The 23962-nt window shown below is 74.6% G+C and carries 18 protein-coding genes and 1 tRNA gene; 11 read left to right on the plus strand and 8 right to left on the minus strand.

The features are described from left to right. Positions 1 to 12: 12 nt before the first annotated feature. From RF640_RS08295 to upp, 4 genes are all read right to left on the minus strand, one after another. On the minus strand, positions 13 to 999 hold the full coding sequence (locus RF640_RS08295; protein ID WP_017833924.1) for an aldo/keto reductase: 987 nt from the start codon (positions 997 to 999) through the stop codon (positions 13 to 15). A 53-nt stretch (positions 1000 to 1052) separates the two neighbouring features. Continuing rightward, on the minus strand, positions 1053 to 1592 hold the full coding sequence (locus RF640_RS08300; RefSeq protein ID WP_017833923.1) for a histidine phosphatase family protein: 540 nt from the start codon (positions 1590 to 1592) through the stop codon (positions 1053 to 1055). A gap of 96 nt (positions 1593 to 1688) precedes the next feature. Next, complete coding sequence (locus tag RF640_RS08305) at positions 1689 to 2513, minus strand: winged helix-turn-helix domain-containing protein (RefSeq protein WP_035927744.1); 825 nt, start codon at positions 2511 to 2513, stop codon at positions 1689 to 1691. Between the two features lie 507 nt (positions 2514 to 3020). Next, positions 3021 to 3656 (minus strand): uracil phosphoribosyltransferase, encoded by a 636-nt coding sequence (gene upp / locus RF640_RS08310; protein ID WP_031283230.1) that lies wholly within the window; start codon positions 3654 to 3656, stop codon positions 3021 to 3023. A gap of 88 nt (positions 3657 to 3744) precedes the next feature. Between upp and tadA the strand changes: the two genes are divergently transcribed. The 9 genes from tadA (at position 3745) to RF640_RS08355 (ending at position 17376) form a co-directional block, all read left to right on the plus strand. After that, on the plus strand, positions 3745 to 4290 hold the full coding sequence (tadA, locus tag RF640_RS08315) for a tRNA adenosine(34) deaminase TadA (protein ID WP_109221733.1): 546 nt from the start codon (positions 3745 to 3747) through the stop codon (positions 4288 to 4290). A gap of 29 nt (positions 4291 to 4319) precedes the next feature. Beyond that, positions 4320 to 4409 (plus strand) — tRNA-Ser (locus RF640_RS08320). A 206-nt stretch (positions 4410 to 4615) separates the two neighbouring features. Next, positions 4616 to 5449: a thioesterase family protein gene (locus RF640_RS08325; RefSeq protein WP_109221734.1), complete on the plus strand. Its 834-nt coding sequence runs from the start codon at positions 4616 to 4618 to the stop codon at positions 5447 to 5449. Positions 5450 to 5570: 121 nt separating this feature from the next. After that, a complete protein-coding gene (locus RF640_RS08330; protein WP_095651277.1) occupies positions 5571 to 5897 on the plus strand; it encodes a 2Fe-2S iron-sulfur cluster-binding protein in 327 nt (108 codons plus the stop codon). An 85-nt stretch (positions 5898 to 5982) separates the two neighbouring features. Continuing rightward, positions 5983 to 8853 (plus strand): FAD-binding and (Fe-S)-binding domain-containing protein, encoded by a 2871-nt coding sequence (locus RF640_RS08335; protein ID WP_136341913.1) that lies wholly within the window; start codon positions 5983 to 5985, stop codon positions 8851 to 8853. A gap of 142 nt (positions 8854 to 8995) precedes the next feature. Then, complete coding sequence (locus RF640_RS08340) at positions 8996 to 9841, plus strand: DUF4232 domain-containing protein (RefSeq protein WP_095651279.1); 846 nt, start codon at positions 8996 to 8998, stop codon at positions 9839 to 9841. Further along, a complete protein-coding gene (locus RF640_RS08345; RefSeq protein WP_109242946.1) occupies positions 9831 to 14849 on the plus strand; it encodes a DEAD/DEAH box helicase in 5019 nt (1672 codons plus the stop codon). The genes RF640_RS08340 and RF640_RS08345 overlap by 11 nt, the downstream gene beginning before the upstream one ends. 27 nt (positions 14850 to 14876) lie before the next feature. Further along, the gene (locus RF640_RS08350) at positions 14877 to 15719 is read left to right on the plus strand and encodes a DNA-formamidopyrimidine glycosylase family protein (RefSeq protein WP_017833914.1); all 843 of its coding nucleotides are present in this window, start codon (positions 14877 to 14879) and stop codon (positions 15717 to 15719) included. A gap of 127 nt (positions 15720 to 15846) precedes the next feature. Then, positions 15847 to 17376, plus strand: a complete 1530-nt coding sequence (locus RF640_RS08355; RefSeq protein ID WP_368827455.1) for a stealth conserved region 3 domain-containing protein — start codon at positions 15847 to 15849, stop codon at positions 17374 to 17376. Between the two features lie 89 nt (positions 17377 to 17465). Here the strand turns inward: RF640_RS08355 and RF640_RS08360 are convergent, their stop codons facing one another. The 4 genes from RF640_RS08360 to RF640_RS08375 form a co-directional block, all read right to left on the minus strand. After that, a complete protein-coding gene (locus RF640_RS08360) occupies positions 17466 to 18023 on the minus strand; it encodes a hypothetical protein (protein ID WP_017833912.1) in 558 nt (185 codons plus the stop codon). Between the two features lie 494 nt (positions 18024 to 18517). After that, on the minus strand, positions 18518 to 19621 hold the full coding sequence (locus RF640_RS08365) for an alanine--glyoxylate aminotransferase family protein (protein WP_035927767.1): 1104 nt from the start codon (positions 19619 to 19621) through the stop codon (positions 18518 to 18520). A 102-nt stretch (positions 19622 to 19723) separates the two neighbouring features. Beyond that, positions 19724 to 20089 (minus strand): hypothetical protein, encoded by a 366-nt coding sequence (locus RF640_RS08370; protein WP_017833909.1) that lies wholly within the window; start codon positions 20087 to 20089, stop codon positions 19724 to 19726. Between the two features lie 226 nt (positions 20090 to 20315). After that, entirely contained in the window at positions 20316 to 21614 is a 1299-nt protein-coding gene (locus RF640_RS08375) for an MFS transporter (protein WP_109221738.1), read from the minus strand. A gap of 375 nt (positions 21615 to 21989) precedes the next feature. Here RF640_RS08375 and RF640_RS08380 point away from each other — a divergent pair, with 375 nt between their 5' ends. Further along, positions 21990 to 22481, plus strand: a complete 492-nt coding sequence (locus tag RF640_RS08380) for a nucleoside deaminase (RefSeq protein WP_017833907.1) — start codon at positions 21990 to 21992, stop codon at positions 22479 to 22481. A 224-nt stretch (positions 22482 to 22705) separates the two neighbouring features. Next, positions 22706 to 23944 carry a S1C family serine protease gene (locus tag RF640_RS08385; protein ID WP_081994456.1) on the plus strand — a complete coding sequence of 413 codons (1239 nt, stop codon included), beginning with the start codon at positions 22706 to 22708 and terminating at the stop codon, positions 23942 to 23944. The last annotated feature ends 18 nt before the right edge of the window (positions 23945 to 23962 follow it).

Genomic DNA, 23962 nt, shown 5'->3' on the forward strand with positions numbered 1-23962 from the left:
GGCCGGCGCCGCTCAGTACCGGTCGCCGACGGCTGCCACGCCGTCCAGCAGGGTCAGGTCCTCGGCCGTCAGGCGCAGGTCCGCGGCCGCGGCGTCCTCCCGCAGGTGGCCGGGGTCGGTGGTGCCGGGGATCGGCAGCACGTGCTCGCCGCGCACCGTGGTCCAGGCGATCGCGACCGCCGCGGGCGAGGTCCCGTGCCGGCCGGCGACCTCGCGGAGGGGCGCCAGCACGGCGTCCTCGTTGGCGGCCATGGCCTCCGGCGTGAACCGGGGGTTGCGCGAGCGGAAGTCGGAGCCGGAGAACTCCCGGCCCGCGAGGGCGCCGGAGAGGTAGCCGCGGCCCAGCGGGGAGAAGGGGACGAACACCGCCCCGTGCTCGGCGCACCACCCGATGACGTCCCCGGAGGGGTCCCCGTCGGCGGTGGGGCCAGACCCCTCGGGGTTGCGGGTCCACAGGGAGTACTCCGACTGGACGGCCGCGACCGGGTGGATGGCGTGCGCCCGCTCGGCCTGCTCCGTGCTGACCTCGGAGAGCCCCAGGTGGCGCACCTTGCCCGCGGTCACGAGCTCGCCCATCGCGCCCCAGGTGTCCTCGAGGGGCACGTCGGGGTCCACGCGGTGCAGGTAGTAGAGGTCCACCGCGTCGGTGCGCAGCCGGCGCAGGCTGTCCTCGATCGAGCGGCGCACCTCGTCCGGGTGCCCGCAGCGCTCCGTCCGGGGCGGCTCCAGGGAGGCCGCGCGCAGCCCGGTCTTGGAGCAGAGGAACACCTCGTCCCGGCGCGGGGCGAGGGCGGCGCCGACGAGCTCCTCGTTGGCTCCCCCGCCGTAGAGCACCGCCGTGTCCACCACGTTCATGCCGAGGTCCACCGCGAGCCCGAGCACCTCGTGCTTGCGCCGCTCGGTCAGCCCGTGCCGGTCGTAGACCCAGCTCAGGCCCATGGCCCCGAACCCGATCGCGCCCACGCGGTCCCCGGACGGGGTGAATTCGATCTGTCGCATCCAGTGCTCCTTCGTCGGTCCGGCCGCCGCGCCGGCGCCCGGAGGACCGCCGGTCAGCGGTCTCCCGCGGACGGTCGCGGCACCGTGAAGTCCACCAGGCGGGCGTCGGCGCCGTCCAGTCCGGCCCAGGTGCCGGGAACCTCCAGGACCGCCAGCCCGGAGGTGGGGCAGCCGTCGGCGAGGGCCATGACGGCGTCGTAGTCGGAGTCCGGTGTGGCCAGGCGGAGGGCGGCGTCGCGCAGACCGGGCAGGTGGCCGATGAGCAGCAGGGACTCCACGGTGTCCGGCACGTGGTTGAGTACCGCGATGATCCGGCTGTCCTGGGCCGCGTAGAGGGACTCGTCGAGCCGGGCGGTCGGGGCGAGGTCGCCGAGCTCGCTGCACACCCACGTGCAGGTCTGGCGTGCGCGCAGGGCGCTCGAGCACAGGATCATGTCCGGCACGTGCCCGTTCGCCAGCAGCCAGCGCCCCGCGGCGGCGGCGTCCGCGGCCCCGCCGCGGTCCAGGGGGCGGTCGTGGTCGGCCACGCCCCACGGGTGCTCGGCCTCCGCGTGGCGCATGAGGACGAGCTTCTTCCGGTCGTGGCGGGTCATCGGTTCATGATGCCACGCGTCCGCCGGGCACGGAGCGACCCCGGCTCCTCCGCGTCGCGGGACGGAACCGGGGCCTGCACGGATCGGGGACGCGGATCAGATGGAGTACTCGGGGGCCGCCCACACGACGACCTCGGGGTGCTCGTAGAAGCGGTAGCCCTGCCCGCGGACGGTGCGCACGGTGTTCGCGAGCCGGCCGAGCTTGGAGCGCAGGCGCCGGATGTGCACGTCGATGGTCCGCTCGTTGGGCACCTCCTCGGAGTCGCGCCACAGGCTGTGCAGCAGCTCGTGGCGGCCCACGGTCCGGCTGCCGTTCTCCACGAGGTAGTTCAGCAGCTCGAACTCCTTGAACGTGAGGTTCAGGAGGCCGCCGTCGAGGAAGACCTCCCGGCGGGAGAGGTCGATGAGCACCCCGGTGGACTGGCTGGTCTTCGTCTCGGGCGCCGGCGCGGGCGCGGCGGGCGCCGTGGGCCGCACGGCCCCCGAGGTGGGGTCGCCCAGGGCGTTGCGCACGACCTCGAGGTCGGTGCCGGCGGTGTTGGCGGGAGCCAGCGCCACGGCGGCGTAGGAGTCGGCCTGCGGGACCAGCTGCTGGGCGTACGCCCGGATGCTCTGGACCATCTTGACCAGCGAGGTGCCGCTGGCCGCCGCGGTCTCCTCGTCGAGACCCACGTAGATCACGAACCCGCGCGCCTCGTTCTCCTGCACCTGCGGACGCGGCGCCGTGTCCCGCTGCAGGCGGGTGGGGAGCGGGGTCTCGCCCGGCGCGGCCGACATGGGGCCGATCGTGCTCCGGAGGCTGCGGTAGTCGGCGGGGGCGGTCTGCCCCCGCTCGGGGGCCGCGGCCGGACCGCGGACAGCACGGGCCTCGCTCGTGCGGTTGCGCTGGGAAATGTGCACGTATCCCGGTGTGCCTGGCATCTGGTGCCCCTCGTCTTTCCGTCGTGCGGCGGACGAGGTTCCGTCCGCCTGAGTCGATCCGCCCCTCGGAACGGCCTCGCCGCTCCCAGCTCCCGAACCGGCCCGCTCCGTGGTGGTCGGGGAGGGTCCCCGCGAAGCTGGCAAATTCCTGACAGTGGCGTTGCTCTCATGGTCCACCAGCCCCCTGGATCCCGCAAGTAATATTCGAGGCGTTATCTCACGATGCGAGATTCGAACGACGGCTGTCCAAGTGCTCCGCCAAAATGAACCTCCTTCACCTTGCGGCTGTGATGCCGTTTTCCGTCCGACCCCCGGGATATCAGACCTCTGGGACCATCCGGGGGCTTTTCCGCCCCTCAAGCAGGTCCCGATCCTGTTGTCAAGACGGCTTCGTCGGTGAACTCTTCGTCTCACGATGTGAACACGTGGCCGGAGGTCGAAAAAAGGCCCGCCGAGGACGTCGGCGGGCCTTTTCAGCGCGTGGTCTGCGGTGTCACGGGACGGCGGTCAGTCGACCACGCCGTAGAGCCGGTCCCCGGCGTCCCCGAGGCCCGGGACGATGTAGGCGTTCTCGTCGAGCCGTTCGTCCCTCGCAGCCAGGACGATGTTGACCTCGGAGTCCCCCAGCTCCTCCTCGAGGGCGGCCAGGCCCTCGGGGGCGGCCAGGAGGCAGACGCACGTGATCTGCTCGGCCCCGCGGCGGTAGAGGAACTTGATCGCCTCCCGCAGCGTCCCGCCCGTGGCCAGCATCGGGTCGAGGACGAAGACCTGGCGGCCGGTGAGGTCGTCGGGCAGCCGCTCGGCGTAGGTGATGATGTCGAGGGTGTCCTCGTTGCGGGCCATGCCGAGGAAGCCCACCTCGGCCGTGGGGATCAGCCGGGTCATGCCCTCGAGCATGCCCAGGCCCGCACGGAGGATCGGCACGACCAGCGGCCGTGGCTTCGACAGCCCCACGCCCGTGGTGCGCGTGACCGGCGTGTCGATCTCCACCGGTTCCACGCGGACGCCCCGGGTGGCCTCGTACGCGAGCAGCGTCACGAGCTCCTCGACGAGCAGGCGGAACACCGGGGACGTGGTGTTCTTGTCCCGGAGCACGGTCAGTTTGTGTGCCACCAATGGGTGGTCGAGAACGGTCACTCGCATGGACCAAAATTACCATCGGGCCACGGGGGCGCCCCGCCCCCTCGCCGGACCCCGCCCGGCCCGGCGACCCGCCCAGGAGGAGAACCGCATGGCACTGCCCCCGCGCACCCGCTCCGAGGCCCGGGCGGAGGAGTGGATGCGGCTGGCCCTCGCCGAGGCCCGGGCGGCGCTCAGGACGCAGGACGTGCCGATCGGCGCCGTCGTGGTCGGCCCGGACGGGACGGTGGTCGGCCGGGGCCGCAACCGCCGGGAGGCCGACGGCGACCCCACCGCCCACGCCGAGATCCTGGCGCTGCGCGACGCCGCCCGCGCCCTGGGCTCGTGGCGGCTGGACGGCTGCACGCTGGTGGTGACCCTCGAGCCCTGCGCGATGTGCGCGGGCGGGATCGTCCTGGCCCGCGTGCCCCGCGTGGTCCTGGGCGCGTGGGACGACAAGGCCGGGGCGGCCGGCTCCGTCCTCGACGTGCTCCGGGAGCGGCGGCTCAACCACTGGGTGGAGGTGACCGGCGGCGTGCTGGCCGAGGAGTGCTCCCGGCTGCTCCTCGACTTCTTCGCGGAGCACCGGCGCGGCGGGGACGACAGCGCCGGGCCCGCCGCTCCCGGTCCCGCCGGCCCCGCGGGTTTTGGCGGTTGAGCTCGCCAGCCGGTACAGTACTGCGAGCTGGTGACGTGTCCGAGCGGCCGAAGGTGCATCACTCGAAATGATGTTTGGTGTAAGAGCCAACGAGGGTTCAAATCCCTCCGTCACCGCCAGTCGGGAAGGCCCCGGGTCCTGAGGGATCCGGGGCCTTCCGCATGCCCGCCCGCCGGTCCCGCCCCGTCCGGCGCCCCCGGAGGACGTGGACGGCCCCGGCCCGGGGCGGCCGGCGGCGGGGAGCGCGGGCCGCCGTTGGATACCGTGGTGGCGATCACCACGCCCGCCGTGCGGCGGGCCCGGACGGAAACGGAAGAGGGGCAGCATGACGACGTCGGCGCAGGCAGTCGGACACCTGGGAGCGGACGGGGAGGAGTACCCGGACGCGTACTTCGTGCGGCTGGACCGCACCCAGTTCCGCTCGACGCTGCACTCGCAGGGCGCCTGGAGCGAGGCCGAGCAGCACATGGGCGCCGCCTCCGGGCTGCTCGCCCACGCCGTGGAGGCCGACCACCCCCGCGCGGACCTCCTGCCCGTGCGCTTCTCCTACGACATCCTCGGCTTCATCCCCGGCGGCGAGGTCGAGGTGACCACGCGCGTGGTCCGCCCGGGCCGCACCATCGAGCTGGTCGAGGCCACCATGAGCCACGCCGGGCGCTCCTGCATCCGGCTGAGCGTGTGGCGGCTGCTCCGGGGCGAGACCGCCGAGACCGCCGGCACGCACCGGGAGGCCCTGCCGCCGGTGGGCGACGCCCTGCCCGCCACGATGACCGGGCGGTGGCCGGGCGGCTACATCGCCTCCCTCGAGGGCCGCACCGTGCGCGAGCACCGGCCCGGCCGGGCGGCCATGTGGCTGCGGGCGCCGCACGCCGTCGTCGCCGGGGAGGAGTCCTCCACCACGGCGCGGTTCCTGGCGGCCGTGGACGCCGCCAACGGCATCGCCGTGCGGGTGGGCCCCGACGAGATGGTCTTCCCCAACGTGGACCTGAGCGTGCACCTGGTCCGGGAGCCGGTCTCCCCGTGGGTGGGCCTCGACACGCACGTCACCTTCGGCGACACCGGCGTGGGCCTCACCGAGTCCGCGCTGCACGACGAGGCCGGCTACCTGGGCCAGGTCGCCCAGTCCCTGACGATCCGCCCGCTCCCGGTCTCCGGCTGAGCCGCACCGACGGGCCGGCGCGGGCCCCGGCCCGTCGGTGGGCGCCGCCGCGCGACCGTACAATGGGGCGGGATTCCCGACGTCGAGACCAGGGGCGACCGTGCCCCGAGGAGGCCACCCAGTGAGCAGCATCAACATCACCGTGATCGACCGCGAGGGCAACCGCACCGAGGGCGTCGAGTGGAAGGACTACGAGAGCCTCATGGAGGCCCTCACCCGCCACAAGTACCCGATCCTCGCGACCTGCGGCGGCAACGCGTCCTGCTCCACCTGCCACTCCTACCTCGACCAGGCCGCCTTCTCGAAGGCCAACGAGATCAACGACGAGGAGGAGGACCTCCTCGACATGCTCGACGACACCCGCCACGACACCTCCCGGCTCAGCTGCCAGGTCGAGTGGGCGGAGGAGCTCGACGGCGCCGAGGTCACCATCGCCCCCGAGTGGTGAGCCCCCCGTCCCCGCGGGGACGCCCCCGCCAGCCCTGACCAGACCCCGGACGGACCGGCCTCGCCGGCGCGCAGGAAAGTGGACCATGACCGACATCCGCGAGGACCTCACCACCCGCGCCGCCTACGTCTCGGACGCGTCGATCTACCGGCGGCTGCCCGAGGCGGTGGCCGAGCCGCGCAGCGTCGAGGAGGTCCGCGAGCTGCTGGCGCTGGCGAAGGAGCGGGGCTGGTCGGTGGTCTCCCGCGGCGGCGGCACCTCCGTGGCGGGCAACGCGATCGGCGACGGGCTGGTCATCGACACCTCCCGGCACTTCAACAGGATCCTGTCGATCGACCCCGAGGCGATGACCGCCACGATCGAGCCCGGGGTGATCTGCGACCAGCTGCGCTCCGCGGCGTCCGAGTTCGGCCTCACCTACGGACCCGACCCCTCGACGCACTCACGGTGCACGATCGGCGGGATGGTCGCCAACAACGCCTGCGGCTCCCACTCCGTGGCGTGGGGCACGTCCGCGGACAACCTGGTCTCGCTGAAGGTCATGCTCGCCGACGGCCGGGTGGTGGAGCTGCACGAGGGCGGCACCTCCGAGCCGGGGATCGACCGGGCGCTGACCGGGATCCGGGACCGGCACCTGGCCATGCTGCGCACCGAGCTCGGCCAGTTCCCGCGCCAGGTCTCCGGGTACGGGCTGCACTACCTGCTCGGCGAGAAGGGCTTCGACGCCGCCAAGGCCTTCGCCGGCACGGAGGGCACCTGTGGGGTCATCACCGAGCTCACGGTCCGTCTGGTCCGCAGGCCCGCCCACACGGCCCTGGCCGTGCTGGGCTTCGAGGACGCGTTCGAGGCCGCCACGGCGGCGCCGAAGCTGCGCGTGCCCGGGGTGTACACCATCGAGGGCATGGGCGCGGACCTGCTCGACGCCCTGCGCACCCGGCAGGGCCAGGAGCACGCCGGCGGCGAGCTGCCCCGCGGCGGCGGCTGGCTCTACTGCGAGGTCGGCGCGGACACCCTCGAGGAGGCCGAGGCGGCCGCCCGCACCCTGCCGGGGCTCGTCCCGGAGAACGTCGTGGACTCCGTGATCGTCTCCGACGCGGGGCAGGCCCGCGCCCTGTGGCGGATCCGCGAGGCCGGCGCCGGGATCGTCACCCGCTTGCCCGACGGCGGGGAGGCCTGGCCGGGGTGGGAGGACTCCGCGGTGCCCCCGGCGCGCCTGGGCGAGTACCTGCGCGACCTCTACGACCTGCTGCACGAGCTGGGCCTCACCGGCATCCCCTTCGGGCACTTCGGGGAGGGCTGCGTGCACATCCGCATCTCCTTCGACCTCGGCACCGAGGAGGGGATGGCGACCTACCGCACGTTCATCGAGCGCGCCGCGCGGCTCGTGCACCGCTACGGCGGCTCGGTCTCCGGCGAGCACGGCGACGGCCGCGCCCGGTCCGAGCTGCTGGCCACGATCTACTCCCCTGAGGCCCTGGCCGCCTTCGCGGCGTTCAAGGCCGTCTTCGACCCGGACGGCGTCTTCAACCCCGGCGTGCTCGTGGACCCGGAGCCCATCGACCAGGGCGTGCGCCCCGGGCCCGGCGCCCGCACGTTCGAGCTGACGCCCGTGCATGCGTTCTCCCGCGACGGCGGCTCGTTCTCCAGCGCGGTCAACCGGTGCGTGGGCGTGGGCTCCTGCCGCTCCGACGTCGGCGCCATGTGCCCGTCCTTCCAGGCGACCCACGACGAGGTGCACTCGACCCGCGGCCGCGCCCGGTCCCTCGCCGAGATGCTGCGCGGGGAGTCCATCACGGACGGCTGGAAGTCGAAGGAGACCCTCGAGGCCCTCGACCTGTGCCTGTCCTGCAAGGCCTGCGCGTCCGAGTGCCCGGTCAACGTGGACATGGCGACGTACAAGGCCGAGTTCCTGCACCACCACTACCGGCACGGCCTGAGCTCCTTCCTGGGCCGGAACCGGCGGCCGATGGCCCACTTCACGATGGGCTGGATGCCGCTGCTGATGCGGATCGTGGAGAAGGTGCCCCTCTCCTTCCGGCTGATCAACCTCCTCGAGTCCCACCGCGGCGTCGAGGAGCTGACCAAGCGGCTCGGCGGGATCGAGCCGAGGCGGCGGATGATCACCTTCGCCGAGCAGCCGCTCACCCGGTGGTTCCGCGGCCGTCCCGCCGCGCGGTCCGGGGACGGGTCCGCCGAGGCCCGACCGTCCGTGGTGCTGTGGCCGGACACGTTCACGAACTTCTCCGCCGACGCCCCCGGCAGGGCCGCCGTGGAGGTGCTCGAGGCCATGGGCTACCGGGTGCTGATGCCCATGGGCAACGTCTGCTGCGGGCTGACCTGGCACTCCACCGGGCAGCTGGAGATGACGCAGAAGGTGCTTCGCCAGACCCTGGACGTGATGGAGCCGCTGATCGAGGCCGGGTACCCGATCATCGGGCTCGAGCCCTCGTGCACGGTCATGCTCCAGGAGGAGATCACCGAGCTGCTCCCCGGCGACCCCCGGGCCCGGCGGGTCACCGAGCTGACGACGACGATCGGCGCGTTCGCGGCCCGCCACCTGGCCGAGGGCGGCGCGTGGCCGTTCCGGGAGCTGGCCACCGAGGCGGGCCCCGCCGGCGCCGTGTGCCAGGTCCACTGCCACCAGCAGTCCATGAGCGGCTACGGCCCGGAGCTAGAGGTCCTCGCGAAGCTGGGCGTGGACACTGCCGTGGTCGGCGGCGGGTGCTGCGGGCTCGCGGGCAACTGGGGCTTCGAGCCCGGCCACTACGAGGTCTCGCAGACCCTCGGCGAGCGGGAGCTGTTCCCCGCGATCCGCAGTGCGGCGGACGGGACGATCGTGCTCGCCGACGGCTTCTCGTGCCGCACCCAGATCGCCCAGGGCACGGGCGCGGACGGCGTCCACCTCGCCGAGGTGATGCGCGCGGCGCTGCCCCCGGCGGAGCCCGGCGAGCGGTAGCCCCGCTGGGAGCGGCCCCGGCCGGGGCGGGCGCCGCCTCCGGCAGCGGTGTCGGTGGCCCTGCCTAGAATGAAGCACCTGGGAGGGATCCCTTCCCGGGACGTGGTACGCCACGACGTCCGTCCGAGGAGGATATCCCCCCGTGTCTTCGCTCTCCCCCGCCCCCCGCCCCGTCCTGGGAGCCCTCGCCCTCGCCGCAGCCCTGCTCCTCACCGCCTGCGCGGGCGAGGAGCCGGAGCAGACCGGCACCGCCGGCGCCCCCGCCGAGAGCGGGCCGGCCCCGACCTCGGCGGCGACCCCGGAGACCGCCCCGGCCACCGGGACGGAGGACACCACGGCCCCGGCCGAGGACCGGGCCGGCGGGCAGGGCACCGCCGGTCCGGCGGAGGACCCGTCGGCGGAGAACCCGGCGGCGGAGCCCGCCGCGGACGGGCCGGCGGCGGACCGGACGGACGACGACAGGGCCGACGACGACGGGCCGGACGAGGCGGCGGAGCGGACGGACGGCGGTGCCCCCGGCGCGGAGGGCGACGGCACGGCCGCCCGCGGCGGCACCGCGGGCACCCGCACCGGCGGCTCGCCCCTGTGCACCACCTCCCGGCTCGAGGTCGCGGCCGCCCCCGTGGGCGGCGCCGCCGGCTCCGTCCACGTGGACGTCGTCCTCACCAACGCGGGCGAGGACCCGTGCACGCTCGCCGGCTACGCCGGGGTGTCCTTCGTCGACGCCGACGGCACGATGATCGGCTCCCCGGCCCTGCGGGACGCCACCGTCCCCGGCACCGGGCAGGTCCTGGCACCCGGGGAGTCCGTCACCGCCGGCCTGCGCATCAGCCAGGCCGGCAACCACCCGACCTGCGACGCCCGGACCGCCACCGGTCTGCGCGTCTACCCGCCCGAGAACACGGAGTCCGTCGTGATCCCCTTCCCCGTGGAGGCCTGCGGCGATCCGCGGATCCACCAGCTCGAGATCCAGGGCTTTGGCGCCTGAACCAGCCCTGAGCCTGTTCACCGAGCACACCCGGGCCTGGTTCTCGGGTGCGTTCGCCGCGCCCACCGCCGCCCAGGAGGGCGCGTGGCGGGCCATCGCCGCGCGGCGCCACGCCCTGATCGTGGCGCCCACCGGCTCGGGCAAGACCCTGGCCGCGTTCCTGTGGGCCCTGGACCGGTTCGTGGCGGAGGCCGCGCCCGGCGCCGGGACGCCGGGCGCCGGGCCCGCCCCCGGCCCTGCGGGCGGCGCCCCGGCCCCCGGCGGGACCCTGCGGGCCAAGGCCCGCTCCGCGAGCACCGCGGGCGAGCGGCGCGGGACCCGCGTCCTCTACATCTCCCCGCTCAAGGCCCTGGGCGTGGACGTGGAGCGCAACCTGCGGGCCCCCCTGATCGGCATCTCGCAGACGGCCCGGCACGCCGGGATCGAGCCGCCGGAGATCAGCGTGGGCGTCCGCTCCGGGGACACACCGCAGGCGATCCGCCGGGCCCTGCTCACGAACCCCCCGGACATCCTCATCACCACCCCCGAGTCGCTGTACCTGATGCTGACCTCCAAGGCGCGGGAGACCCTCACGGACGTGCAGACGGTCATCGTGGACGAGGTGCACGCCGTGGCCGGCACCAAGCGGGGCGCGCACCTGGCGCTCACGCTCGAACGGCTGGACGCCCTGCTGGAGCAGCCGGTGCAGCGCATCGGGCTGTCCGCGACCGTCGAGCCGATCGAGACGGTCGCCCGGTTCCTGGGCGGCCGGGAGCCGGTCACCGTCGTCGCGCCGCGCACGGAGAAGACGTGGGACCTCACCGTCTCGGTGCCCATCCCGGACATGACCGTGCTGGGCGGGCCGAGCGCCTCGCCGTCCCTGGCCGGCTCGGCCTTCGGGGACGACGACCTCGACGCCCTCGCCCCCACGACCACGGCGTCGATCTGGCCGCACGTCGAGGAGCGGGTCGTGGACCTGGTGCTCGAGAACCGGTCGACCATCGTGTTCGCCAACTCCCGCGGCCTCGCCGAGAAGCTCACCGCGCGGCTCAACGAGATCTACGCGTTCCGCGTGGAGCACGCGGACCCGCACGACGGGCCCCGGGACGGCGCCCCCGCGGACGGCGCCGGTCCGGGCGACGACGGGGCGCCGGGGCCCCCTGCCGGCTCCGCGCCCCAGCAGGTCGGGGACGTGCTGCGCTCCGCCCTCGCCGGGCAGGAGCCGGCCGCGGCCCGCGGGCCCGCCGCCCCCGAGCCCGCGGACCTGCGCCGGCAGACCGGCCGCTACGAGGGCGCGGCGCCGGTGCTGGCCCGCGCCCACCACGGGTCGGTCTCGAAGGACCAGCGGGCGGTGATCGAGGACGACCTCAAGACCGGACGGCTGCGCTGCGTGGTGGCCACCTCCTCCCTGGAGCTGGGCATCGACATGGGTGCGGTGGACCTGGTGGTCCAGATCGAGGCCCCGCCCTCGGCGGCCTCGGGCCTCCAGCGCGTGGGCCGCGCCGGCCACCAGGTGGGCGAGGTCTCGCGCGGCTGGTTCTACCCGAAGCACCGCGGGGACCTACTGGACGCCGCCGTCACGGTGGAGCGGATGCTGCAGGGACGGATCGAGCCGCTCGCGGTCCCGCTCAACCCCCTGGACGTCCTGGCCCAGCAGACGGTCGCGGCGACCGCGCTGGGGCCGATCGACGTCGAGGAGTGGTTCGACACCGTCCGCCGGTCCTGCCCGTTCCTGACCCTGCCCCGCTCCGCCTACGACGCGACCCTGGACCTGCTCGCGGGCCGCTACCCGTCCGACGAGTTCGCCGAGCTGCGCCCGCGGATCGTGTGGGACCGGGAGACCGGCACCATCGAGGGCCGGCCCGGGGCGCAGCGCCTGGCCGTGACCTCCGGCGGCACGATCCCGGACCGCGGCCTGTTCGCGGTCTACCTCGTGGGCGAGCAGGACGGGAAGAACTCCCGGCGGGTAGGCGAGCTCGACGAGGAGATGGTCTACGAGTCCCGCGTGGGGGACGTGATCGCCCTGGGCGCCTCGAGCTGGCGGATCGAGGAGATCACCCACGACCGCGTCATCGTCTCCCCCGCCCCCGGTGTGCCGGGCAAGCTCCCGTTCTGGCACGGCGACGGCCCCGGCCGGCCCGTGGAGCTGGGCCGCGCGGTGGGCCGGTTCAACCGCGAGATCGCCGGGGCCTCCGCGGAGGACGCCCGCGCCCGGCTGCGCGCGGCCGGTCTCGACGAGTGGGCCGCCGACAACCTGCTGGCCTACGTGGGCGAGCAGAAGGAGGCCGTGGGGCAGGTCCCGTCGGACCGGCTGTTCGTCGTCGAACGCTTCCACGACGAGCTCGGGGACTGGCGCGTGGTGCTGCACTCCCCGTTCGGGATGCCCGTGCACGCCCCGTGGGCGCTGGCCGTGGGGGCCCGGCTGCACGAGCGGTACGGCCTCGACGGCTCCGCGCAGGCCGCCGACGACGGGATCGTGCTGCGCGTGCCGGCCATGGAGGACGAGCCCCCGGGGGCGGAGCTGTTCCTCTTCGACGCCGACGAGCTCGACCAGATCGTCACCGAGGAGGTGGGCGGCTCCGCACTGTTCGCCTCCCGGTTCCGGGAGTGCGCCGCCCGGGCCCTGCTGCTGCCCCGGCGCGACCCCGGCCGGCGCTCCCCGCTGTGGCAGCAGCGCCAGCGCTCGGCGCAGCTGCTGGACGTCGCCCGGAAGTACCCGCAGTTCCCGATCATCCTCGAGACGATCCGCGAGTGCCTCCAGGACGTCTACGACCTGCCCGCGCTCAAGGAGCTGCACCGAGCGGTCGAGCGGCGCGCGATCCGGGTGGTCGAGACCACCACGGAGCAGCCCTCGCCCTTCGCCCGGACCCTGCTCTTCGGCTACGTGGCCCAGTTCCTCTACGAGGGCGACTCCCCGCTGGCAGAGCGCAAGGCGGCCGTCCTGTCCCTCGACGCCGCCCTGCTCAACGAGCTCCTGGGCCGCGCCGAGCTGCGGGAGCTGCTGGACCCCGACGTCATCGAGCGCACGGAGGCGGAGCTGCAGCGACTGGCCCCGGACCGGCGGCTGCGCGGGGTCGAGGGCGCGGCCGACCTGCTGCGCCTGCTCGGCCCGCTCACCACCGCCGAGGCCGTCCGCCGGCTCCAGGACCCCGGGGACCCGGAGTCCGCGTGCCCCGAGGACGTCGCCGCCGGGTGGCTCGAGCAGCTCGTGGCCGCCAACCGCGCCCTGCGCGTGCACCTGCGCGGCGTCGAGCACTGGGCCGCGATCGAGGACGCCTCCCGGCTGCGCGACGCGCTCGGCGTGCCCCTGCCCATGGGGGTGCCGCTGGCCTTCGTGGAACCGGTCGAGGACCCGCTGGCCGACCTCGTCTCCCGCTACGCCCGCACCCACGGGCCGTTCACCGTGGACGAGGCCGCGGCGCGGCTCGGGCTGGGCACGGCCGTGGTGCGCACCACGCTGGAGCGGCTGGCCGCGGACCGGCGCGTGGTCGAGGGCGAGTTCCGGCCGGTGCGCCCCGACGGCGGCGGGGCCGGCCCGGCGGCCTCCGAGTGGTGCGAGTCCGAGGTGCTGCGCCGGATCCGGCGCCGCTCGCTGGCCGCGCTGCGCCGGGACGTTGAGCCCGTCTCCGGGCAGGTCTACGCCCGGTTCCTGCCGGCCTGGCAGCACGTGGGCCGGGGCCACCAGCTGCGCGGCGAGGACGGGGTGCTGACGGTGGTGGACCAGCTCGCGGGCGTCGCCGTCCCCGCCTCGGCCTGGGAGCCGCTGGTGCTCGCCGCCCGGGTGGCGGACTACCGGCCCGAGCTGCTGGACGAGCTGACCGCCACCGGGGAGATCCTGTGGTCCGGGGCCGGGTCCCTGGCGGGCGACGACGGATGGGTGTCGCTGCACCTGAGCGAGGCGGCCCAGCTCACCCTGCCCCCGGCCGAGACCCTCGAGGTCGCGGCGTCGGCCCTGGACTCCACGCTGGAGCGGCGGGTCCTCGACGTCCTGGCCCCCGGCGGCGCGTGGTTCTTCCCGCAGCTGTTGGGCCTGCTCGACGCCGCCGGGGACCCGGTTCCCGCCCCGGCGCTGACCACCGCGCTGTGGAACCTCGTCTGGTCCGGGCTGATCACCAACGACACCTTCCTGCCCGTGCGCACCCTGCTCTCCGGCGGGCAGGCCGCCCACCGGCACCGGGCCCAGGCCCCGCGGGGACGCACCACGTCCCGCCGGGGCGCCGCCCGGCTGCGGCCCGGCGCGGCCTCCCGCCCGGGGATCGGCGGGGCGCTGCGCGCCCCGGCGCGGGCGGCCACCCTGGAGCGCCACGACTCCCCGCTCGTGGCCGGGCGCTGGTCGATGCTGCGCCCCGAGCCCCTCGACCCCACGCTGCGGGCGTCGGCCACCGCGGAGCTGCTCATGGACCGCTACGGCGTGGTGACCAAGGGCCCCGTGGCGGTCGAGGAGCTCCCCGGCGGCTTCGCCACCGTCTACAAGGTGCTCTCCACGCTCGAGGACACGGGCCGGGCCCGCCGCGGCTACTTCATCGAGGGCCTGGGCGCCGCCCAGTTCGCGCAGGCCGCCACGGTGGACCACCTGCGCACGTTCAGCACCGACGACCAGGTCCGCGCCGAGGAGCCCGTGGCGCTGGCGCTCGCCGCGACCGACCCCGCCAACCCCTACGGGGCGGCCCTCGAGTGGCCGGAGCCCGTGTCCGTGCCCGCCCCGGACGGCCGGGACGCGCCCGCGGGGCGGCACCGGCCCGGGCGCAAGGCGGGCGCCGTCGTCGTGCTCGTGGACGGCGCCCTGGCCCTGTACGTGGAGCGCGGCGGGCGGACCGTGCTCGCGTTCACCGACGACGCGGCCGCCCTGGCCGCCGCCGGACCCGCCGTGGCCGAGATCGTCCGCCGGGGCGCGGTGGACAAGCTGACCGTCGAGAAGGTCAACGGCGCCGGGGTCCTGGGGCACGGCCCCGTCGAGACCGCGGTGCGGGAGTCCCTGCTGGCCGGCGGGTTCTACTCGACGCCGCGCGGCCTGAGGATGCGCCGATGAGCGCGGACCCGAGCACCGGGGGCGGCCGTGCCCGAGGGTGACACCGTCTACCGCCAGGCCGTCCTGCTGCGCCGCGCCCTGGCCGGGAGGATCCTGACCCGCAGCGACCTCCGGTTCCCGTCGATCGCCACCGCGGACCTCTCGGGGCGCACCGTGACCGAGGTGGTGCCGCGGGGCAAGCACCTGCTGGTCCGCACCGACGGCGGGCCCGACGGCCTGCCCCCGCTCACCCTGCACTCCCACCTGCTCATGGAGGGCATGTGGCACGTCTACCCGCGGGGTGCCCGGTGGCGGCGCCCCGGCCACCAGGCGCGGGCGGTGCTCGAGAACGCGGCCGCGCAGGCCGTCGGCTTCGACCTCGGCATGCTGGACCTCGTGGCCACCGCCGACGAGGACGAGCTCGTGGGCCACCTCGGCCCGGACCTGCTGGGCCCCGACTGGGACCGGGCGGAGGCCCTGGCCCGGCTCGCCCGCCACCCGCTCCGGCGCGTGGGGGCCGCGCTGATGGACCAACGCAACCTCGCCGGCATCGGCAACGTCTACCGCAACGAGATCCTGTTCCTCCAGCGGCTGCACCCCTTCACCCCGGTGGCCGAGGTCCCGGACCTCGGCGCGGTCGTGGACCTCTCCCACCGGCTGCTGCACGTCAACCGGGACCGCTCGCAGCGCTCCACGGTGGGGGGCCCGGCCCGTCGCGGCGAGCAGTTCTGGGTCTACGGCCGCGGCCGGCAGCCGTGCCGCCGGTGCGGGGCCCCGGTCCGGGAGGCGCGGATCGACGACGCCGAGCTCGTGCCCGGCGAGCCGTACCCCGGGCCGCCGCGGGACCGGGCGGTGTGGTTCTGCGAGCGCTGCCAGCCCCTCCCCTCCTGAGTCCGGCCGTCGCGGCTTATCATGAGATCGCCGCCCCAGCGGCCCGACACCATGAGGAGGCACCATCAACACGACCCTGCTCGGCGCAGAGTACTTCGCGGCACCCGAGGACGGCACGGACGGCGAGGTGTTCCGCTCCGCTTCCCGTGCCTCTGCCGCGGCCCTGGACCAGCGCGAGGACGTGGTCCGCTACAAGGACCGCTTCGCGCTGCGGATCACGGACCAGACCCCGCACGACGTCATGGTCCAGAACCTGCTCTTCCTGCGCGGGGTCCTGGACTCGGCGGGCGTCGACTACCTGCTGGTGCGGGGCAACGACGAGCGCCCCGTCATCGCCGTGGACCTCAAGGACCGTCCCCGGCTCCGGCAGGCCCTGGTGGACGCGGCCGTGGGCGAGCCGTACTACGTCAAGCCGATGGACACCAAGAAGAAGACCGTGCAGCTGCTGGCCGACGGCGAGCTGTCCTCGCGCCGCAACGCGCGGGTCCTGCGGCTGTTCCGGCCCCACTACTCCGCGGAGGCCAAGCTCTACTACGGCGCCGGCACCGGGGTGCAGGTGGAGCTGTGGGAGTTCGGCGAGGACGAGATCCGGCTGCCCATCGAGAACTCGCTGACCCGGCGCACCGTCCCGGTGGCCGAGGCCGTGCGCGGCACCGTGGAGCGCTTCGGCCTCACCTGGCCCACGATCGAGAACATGTTCGCCGACCACGCCATCGACATCGACTTCGCGGTCGACATGATCTTCTCGTGGGTGGACGGCTCCGACGAGGAGTACCGCCGGGTCCGGGCCTCGTACATGGCCGACGCCGTGGTGGGCGAGGGCGACGCGCACGAGGCCCGCTTCCGGCAGGTCGACGAGCTGAAGTACGCCCTGCGCTCGGTGCACATGTTCGCCCCCTGGGTGCGCAACATCTACATCGCCACCGACTCCCGGCCGCCGGCGTGGCTGGCCGAGCACCCGCGCGTGCGGGTCGTGCGCAGCGAGGAGTTCTTCGCGGACACCTCGGCCCTGCCGATCTACAACTCCCAGGCGGTGGAGGCGCAGCTGCACCACATCGAGGGGCTCTCGGAGCACTACCTGTACTCCAACGACGACATGTTCTTCGGCCGCCCGATCGGCCCGGCGATGTTCTTCTCCCCGGGCGGGATCACGAAGTTCGTGGAGAACGAGACCCGCATCGGCCTGGGCGAGAACTCCGCCGAGCGCTCCGGCTTCGAGAACGCCGCCCGCGTCAACCGCCGGCTCCTGTGGGAGCGCTTCGGCCGGATCACCACCCGCCACCTGCAGCACTGCGCCGCGCCCCTGCGGCGCAGCGTGGTGGCCGAGATGGAGCGGGAGTTCCCGGCGGAGTTCGCCCGCACCGCGTCCAGCCGCTTCCGCGCGGCGGACAACATCTCGGTGACGAACTCGCTCTACCACTACTACGCGCTGCTGACCGGCCGGGCCGTGACCCAGGAGACGGCCCGCACGGAGTACGTGGACACCACCACGCGCGCCGGGCTGCAGCAGATGGAGAAGCTGCTCGGCCGCCGCAACCTCGACATGTTCTGCCTCAACGACGGCAGCTTCCCGGAGGTGCCCGGTCCCGAGCGCGCGGAGCGGATGACGGAGTTCCTGGAGCGCTACTACCCCATCAAGGCTCCCTGGGAGAAGTGACCGCGGAGAATGAGCGGGGCCGGTGCGGGATCCCGCACCGGCCCCGCTCGCTCTCCGCGGCTCGACGACCGCCGCGTCCGAGCCGGGGCTCAGGTGCGCGGCCGGTCCCCGGGGCCGGGGTCGCCGGCGGGGCGGGCGCTGCCGTCGTGCAGGGTGTCCCCGTGCAGGGTGTCGCCGTCGTGCCGGGTCCGGGTGTCCGGTCCGGCGTCGCCGTCCTGCCAGGGGGCCTCGTCGGAGCGCGTCCCGGAGGCGCGATCGGTGACGTCCTCGCGGCGTCCGCGGGAGGCATCAGAAGGGGTGGAGTCGTCCCCGTCCGGGACAAGCGAGGCGGCGTCCCGGCGATGGGTCTCCGCCTCCTGGCGGACCTTCTCGGCGTCCTCGGTGCGCCGCTGGGCGTCCTGCTCGAGGCGGTCGGCCTCGATCCGGGCCTTCTCGGCCTCGGCGCGGGCCGCGTCCGCGTCCGCCTTCCGCTCGCGGGCCGAGAGGTCCTCCTCCTCGCTGCGGGCGCGCAGCTCGGCGGCGCGCTGCTGGTTCTCCCGCCGCTCCACGGCCTCGCGCTCCTTCTTCTTGCGGCTCCCGGCCAGCACGGCCAGGACGACCACGGCCAGCACGGCCAGGGCCAGCACGATCCAGATCCAGGTTTCCATCGGATGTTCCTCCTCGGTAGGTCCCCACGTTCCTCAATAGAAGCAGAGCCGGACGGGTCCGGCTACAGGCCCCGGCGCCCCGGCGGGCGGCTCCGTGCCGGAGCACCCCGGGGTCGTGCCACCGGCACGGGGCGCACCGGCCGCCGGGCGGCGTGCGCGGGAGACCCGCGCCGCCCGGGTGCGTGCTCCGCCGGCGCAGTGGCCGGGGGATCGTGCCTTGCCAGCGGCGGTTTCGGCAGCACGCTTCCCGCTCCGCCCCGCCGCGCCCCCGGGCCGCCCGAGCAGCGCGGCGCCGGGCCGGGGAGCACGGGTCGCCCCGCGGGACACGGGGCGCCCGCGCCGTCGTGACCGAACATGACCCTCCGCGTCGGGCCGGGTCGCCGCCGCCGTGCCGTCCCGGCGCCGCTCCACCCGCCGCACGGTGGCGGACCCCGGCACCGGGGAGCGCATCGAGCGCTCCGAGACCGACCTCATCTGAGCGGACGCGGAGCGGCTCACACCAGGGCGGGGACCTTCCGCAGCGCCTCCTGGAGGGCGCCCAGGACGAGGGCCACCGACCCGGCGTCGGCGTTGGGGCCCATCAGGCCGATCCGCCACACGGTGTTCGCGTACTCCTTCACGCCCGCCCCGATCTCCACGGAGAAGTGCTCCAGCAGGTAGGCCCGCACCCAGGCGGAGTCGACGCCCTCGGGCACCTTGACCGTGGTCAGCTCCGGGAGGCGGTGCCCCTCGGCGGCGAACAGCTCCAGCCCCATGTCCTGCAGCCCGGCCTGGAGCGCGTCGCCCGCGGCCTGGTGACGGGCCCAGACGTTCTCCAGGCCCTCCTCGGCGATCCGGCGCAGCGCGGCGTCCAGGGACGCGATCATCGCCGTGGGCGCGGTGTGGTGGTAGGTCCGGGCCCGGCCCTGGGCCTCGCCCACGTAGCCGCCGAGCATGCCCAGGTCCAGGTACCAGGAGCGGGGGTGCTGCACCCGGCGCTCGAACGCGGCGTCCGAGATCGTGAACGGCGCCAGTCCCGGGGCGACCCCCAGGCACTTCTGAGTGCCCGCGTAGCCGAGGTCCACCCCCCAGTCGTCCGCGCGCAGCTCGATGCCGCCGATGGACGTGACCGCGTCCACGAGCAGCAGGGCGTCGCCCTTGAGCTCCCCCAGCGCGGCGATGTCGGAGCGCACACCCGTGGAGGTCTCCGCGTGCACCGCCGCGATGATCTTCGGGGACGGGTGCGCCTCCGCGACGCGCTGCGGGTCGATCGGCTCCCCGTAGGGGAAGTCCACGCGCACCACCTCGGCACCGCACCGGGCCGCGACGTCGCACATCCGCTCGCCGAACAGCCCGTTGACGGCGACGACGACGACGTCGCCCTCCTCCACCGTGTTGACGAACGCCGCCTCCATGCCGGCGGAGCCCGTGGCGCTCAGCGGCAGGGTGCGCCGGTTGTCCGTGCCCCAGACGGTGCGCAGGCCGTCGCAGGCGCTGTCCATGACGTCGAGGAAGGCGGGATCCAGGTGGCCGAGGAGCGGGTGGCCCAGCGCCGCCGTGGCCTCCGGGTAGGGGTTGGACGGGCCGGGGCCGAACAGGTGTCGCTGGATCAGGGGCACGGTGCACTCCTCAGGGGAACGGGTGGACGGGTCCGCCGACCAGCCTATGGCCTGCCCGTGCCGGCGGCCGTCAGCGTGCGGCCCCGCAGGTCGCCGGAGACCTCACCGGCGTCCGAGCCGGCGGAGCAGCGGGCCGAGGCGTCGCGCCGGGGCCCGCCGCGGGGCGGAGCCCTCCGTGCGTCCGTCCGGGCGGCGGGGCTGCCGGGCGATCTCCGACCAGGAGGCGAACATCGCGCTGCCCTCGGTGGCCGTCACGCGGTTCTGCAGCGTGGGGCGCCCCGCGGGGCCCTGGACCACACCGGTGCGCTTGTCGTAGGTGAAGCCGTCGTCGAGGACGATGTGCCGGTCCGTCTCGGTGACCACGGTGTACAGCACCACGTGCTCGCCGGAGTCCGCCCCGGGGTGGACGGCGGCGCGAGCGCCGGGGTGCGTGGCGCCGCCGTGGTTGAAGTCGAACAGGTCGGCCATGGGAGGGGCGTCCTCCTGAGAGCTCGGGGACTCCGGTCGCCGGCACGGCGCCGGCGACGGTCCGGCCCGGGCCCGGTGGCGTGCGGACCCGGTGCGGCGGGTGGGCGCTCCCCACTCTAGCGACCGGTCGCGGGGCCCTCGAGGCGCCGGGTCGCTCTCCCGGCCGGGGCCCCGGGCCGGGGGAGCGCCCGAGGGCTTCCCGCCCCGCGGGCTCGGTCCCGCGGACTCAGTCCCGGGGGCCGGCCGGGACCGGCTGGTGGGTCTCGTACATCCGCGCCGCCACGACCAGGGCCGAGACGGCGCTGATGCCGGCGGCGGCCCAGACCGCGGCGTGCAGGCCCAGCAGGTCGGCCACGATCCCCCCGAGCACGGCCCCGACCGCGTAGCCCAGGTCGCGCCAGACCCGGTAGACGCCCACGGCCCGGCCGCGCCACACGGGGTGGGCGACGTCGCCCACCACCGCCAGCAGCGTCGGGTAGACCATCGCGGTGCCCGCCCCGAGCAGGACCGTCCCGGCGGCCCAGCCGCCGAACCCGTCGCCGGCGGCGATGACGGCCAGGGCCGCGGCCTGGGTGGCCATCCCGGCGGTGATCAGGTGCTTGCGCCCGACCCGGTCCGACAGGGCGCCGGTGACCAGCTGCCCGACGCCCCACACCCCGGGGTAGAGGGCGAAGAGCAGCCCGATCTGGGACACCGTGAGCTCCGCGGTGGCGAACAGCAGGGGGAACAGGCCCCAGGAGAGCCCGAAGTTGAGGTTGTTGACCAGCCCCGCCTGGCTGGCCGAGGACAGCGCGGGCTCCCTCAGGCTGGTCTGGGCGATGATCTGGCGGTCGGTGAGACCGGCGTGCAGGTGGTCGTGCATCCCGTCGGCGCGCGGGGTGTGCCGGCCGGCGTCGAGCAGCGCGTGGCCGCGGGTCTCCTTGACGAAGGCCCCCGACAGCAGCAGCGCCAGGGCGGTGTAGGCCAGGCCCAGCAGGAACGGGGCCGGGCGCAGCCCGTACTGCTCGGCCAGGTACCCGGCCAGCAGGGAGGTCACGGCCACCGCACCGTAGCCGGCGGCCTCGTTGAGCCCCATGGCCAGTCCGCGCTGGGCCGGGCCCACCAGGTCGATCTTCATCACCACGGTCGTGGACCAGGTCAGGCCCTGGTTGACGCCGAGCAGCACGTTGGCGGCCACCACCCACCCCCAGTCCGGGGCGAAGATCAGCATCAGCGGCACCGGCACGGCGAACAGCCAGCCCACCAGCAGCACCGGCTTGCGCCCGTACCGGTCGGAGAAGGTGCCGGCGAACCAGTTGGCGATCGCCTTGGTGATCCCGAACGCGGCCACGTAGGTGAAGATGAAGGTGTAGCCGGTCAGCCCGAACTCGTCGGCGGCCAGCAGCGGCAGCACGGTCTGCTGCTGGCCGACCATGCCGCCGACCAGGGCGTTGACCGCCACCAGGAGCGTGAACTGGGCGGCGTTGGCGCGCAGCCCCAGACGGAGGGGCTCGGGCGTGCCGGAGGGTCTCGTCTGCCGACCCATGGCCGCTCCTTCCGGTGTCGTGGGCCCGCCGGACGGCGTGCCCGCTGATGCTCCGAGGAACCGGGAGCAGTGCTGTCAGCAGTGTTCCACGGTTCGCCGGAGGATCGGCCGAGGGAGGGGCGGCGTGACACAGCGCGGGCGGGGCGGCACGCGGAGCCCGGCCCTCCTCCCCCGCCGGCACGCCGGGGCACCTGTTGTGGTCGGGCACACTCCTCGGTAACCTCTGGACAGGCCCACGGCGGGCCCGGATCCCCGGGCCATCTACCAGGCAGCACCGCACTATCGACCACGCAGCGGCCGCCGTCGGCGCACGTCCCCCCGCCCCGGCCCGGGACGCTCCCCGGCGACATCTGCCCCCCACCCCGGGAGTTCCGCATGGACACTGACCGCACCCCGCCCGCCGACGCCCGGCAGCTGCTGCTGGAGGCCATCGACCTGGCCGTGGGCAACGCCGCCGTCGACGGCGGCCCCTTCGGCGCCGTCGTCGTCACCGCCGACGGCCGCCGCTTCAGCGGCGTCAACCGCGTCACGGCCGACAACGACCCCACCGCGCACGCGGAGGTCATGGCGATCCGCGCCGCCTGCCGCGAGCTGGGCACCTTCGACCTCTCGGGCGCGACCCTCTACACCAGCTGCGAGCCGTGCCCCATGTGCCTGTCCGCCTCGCTGTGGGCCCGGCTGGACGCCGTCTGGTTCGCCGCGGACCGGCACGACGCGGCCGCCGGCGGCTTCGACGACGCCGAGTTCTACGAGTACTTCGCCACGCCCGAGCACGAACGGTCGCTGCCGGTGCGCCCGGTGGCCCTCGCCGAGCGCACTGCACCGTTCGAGGCCTGGGCCAGGAACGTCGCGCGCACGGCCTACTGAGCCTCCGTGCGGGCGCGCTCCCGGGCCGCGGAGCCGGCCGGTCCGGCACTGCCGAGCCGGCCGGCCCGGACTGCGGCGGCGGCCTCCCGAAGGACGTCACCGCACGTCGGAGCGGGTCCGTGTCCGGATCGTGAGCTGCCTTACTTCGTCAAGCCCGGCCGTCGGGCGTCCCCCCGGGCGACAATGAGGTCAGGATAGTCAGCGGTGTCCGAGGGGGGAGCACCATGAGATCGTCCAGGAGCACGCGGGTCCGGCGCAGGAGCGCGGCCGCCCTGGCCGTCAGCGTCCTGCTGGTGAGCGGATGCGGGCCGGGGGACACGACGCCCGAGGACCAGGTCGAGCAGGCCGGAGCGGGTGGGCCGGCCGCCCCGGGAGCATCGGCCGGCGCCACGGACATCCCGCACCACGAGGAGAACGGGCTGACCGTGTCCGGCCAGCTCCCGCCGGGCGAGGACCACCCGCCCGACCTCACCACGCAGCAGATGCACGCCCTCGGAGACACCTCGGTGTTCGCGATCCAGGGACGCCGGCCCGACGACTACCTGGGGATGGGCACCGGGTTCGTCGTGGACAAGGACGCCGGGATGGCCGTCACCAACGCGCACGTCGTCCAGGGCCTCGCGGCGATCTCGGGACGGTTCAACACCGGTCAGAAGGCGTCCCTGCACGTCATCGCCCTGGACCCGTGCACGGATCTCGCGGTGGTGCACTTCTCCTCCCCGCTGCCCGAGCAGACGCACCCGCTCGTCATCGGCAGCTCGGACGCGGTGACCCCGGGGGACACGGTCACGGCGCTCGGCTATTCCACCGCTCCGCCCGACCAGCCCTCCGGCCAGAAGCTCCTCATCGCCTCAGGACTCGTCAACGCGACCAAGGTCCCGGCACAGCCGCAGGGCGCCCCGGAGTACAAGGACACCATCCAGCACGGCGCCACCGTCAATCCCGGCAGCTCGGGAGGGCCTCTGCTCGACCACCACGGCCGTGTGGTGGGGATCAACACCTCGACGCAGTTCAGCGGCCGGAACGTCGTGGAGGAGGGCCAGTTCTACTCCATCGCGATCGACTCGGCCCGGACGGAGATCGTCGACAAGCTGCTCAAGGGCCAGTCGCAGAACGACATGGGGTGGGCCGTGGAGGAGTACTATCCGGGCTACTTCACGGCCCTCGACCCCGCCGGCGGCCCTGCGCTCGACGCGAGGATGGCGCGCAGCGGCATCGAGGGAGGCCTCTACGTCAAGGCCGTCACCCCCGGCTCCGGGGCCAGCAAGGCGGGGATCAGGCCGGGCATGCTCATCACCAAGATCCAGAACACGTCCACGGCGACGGTCGCGGAGATGTGCGCCATCGTGGAGTCGGTGCTGCCCGGCACGGTCGCGGCGGTCGAAGGACGCTACCTCCTCTCGGACTCCGAGCGCTTCGACACGCAGTTCTACAAGGAGTTCGCGCTGCCCGGTCCGCACTGAGCCGGAGCGGCGGGCGCC

Source organism: Kocuria sp. CPCC 205231, assembly GCF_040980965.1.
Taxonomy (GTDB): domain Bacteria; phylum Actinomycetota; class Actinomycetes; order Actinomycetales; family Micrococcaceae; genus Kocuria; species Kocuria rosea.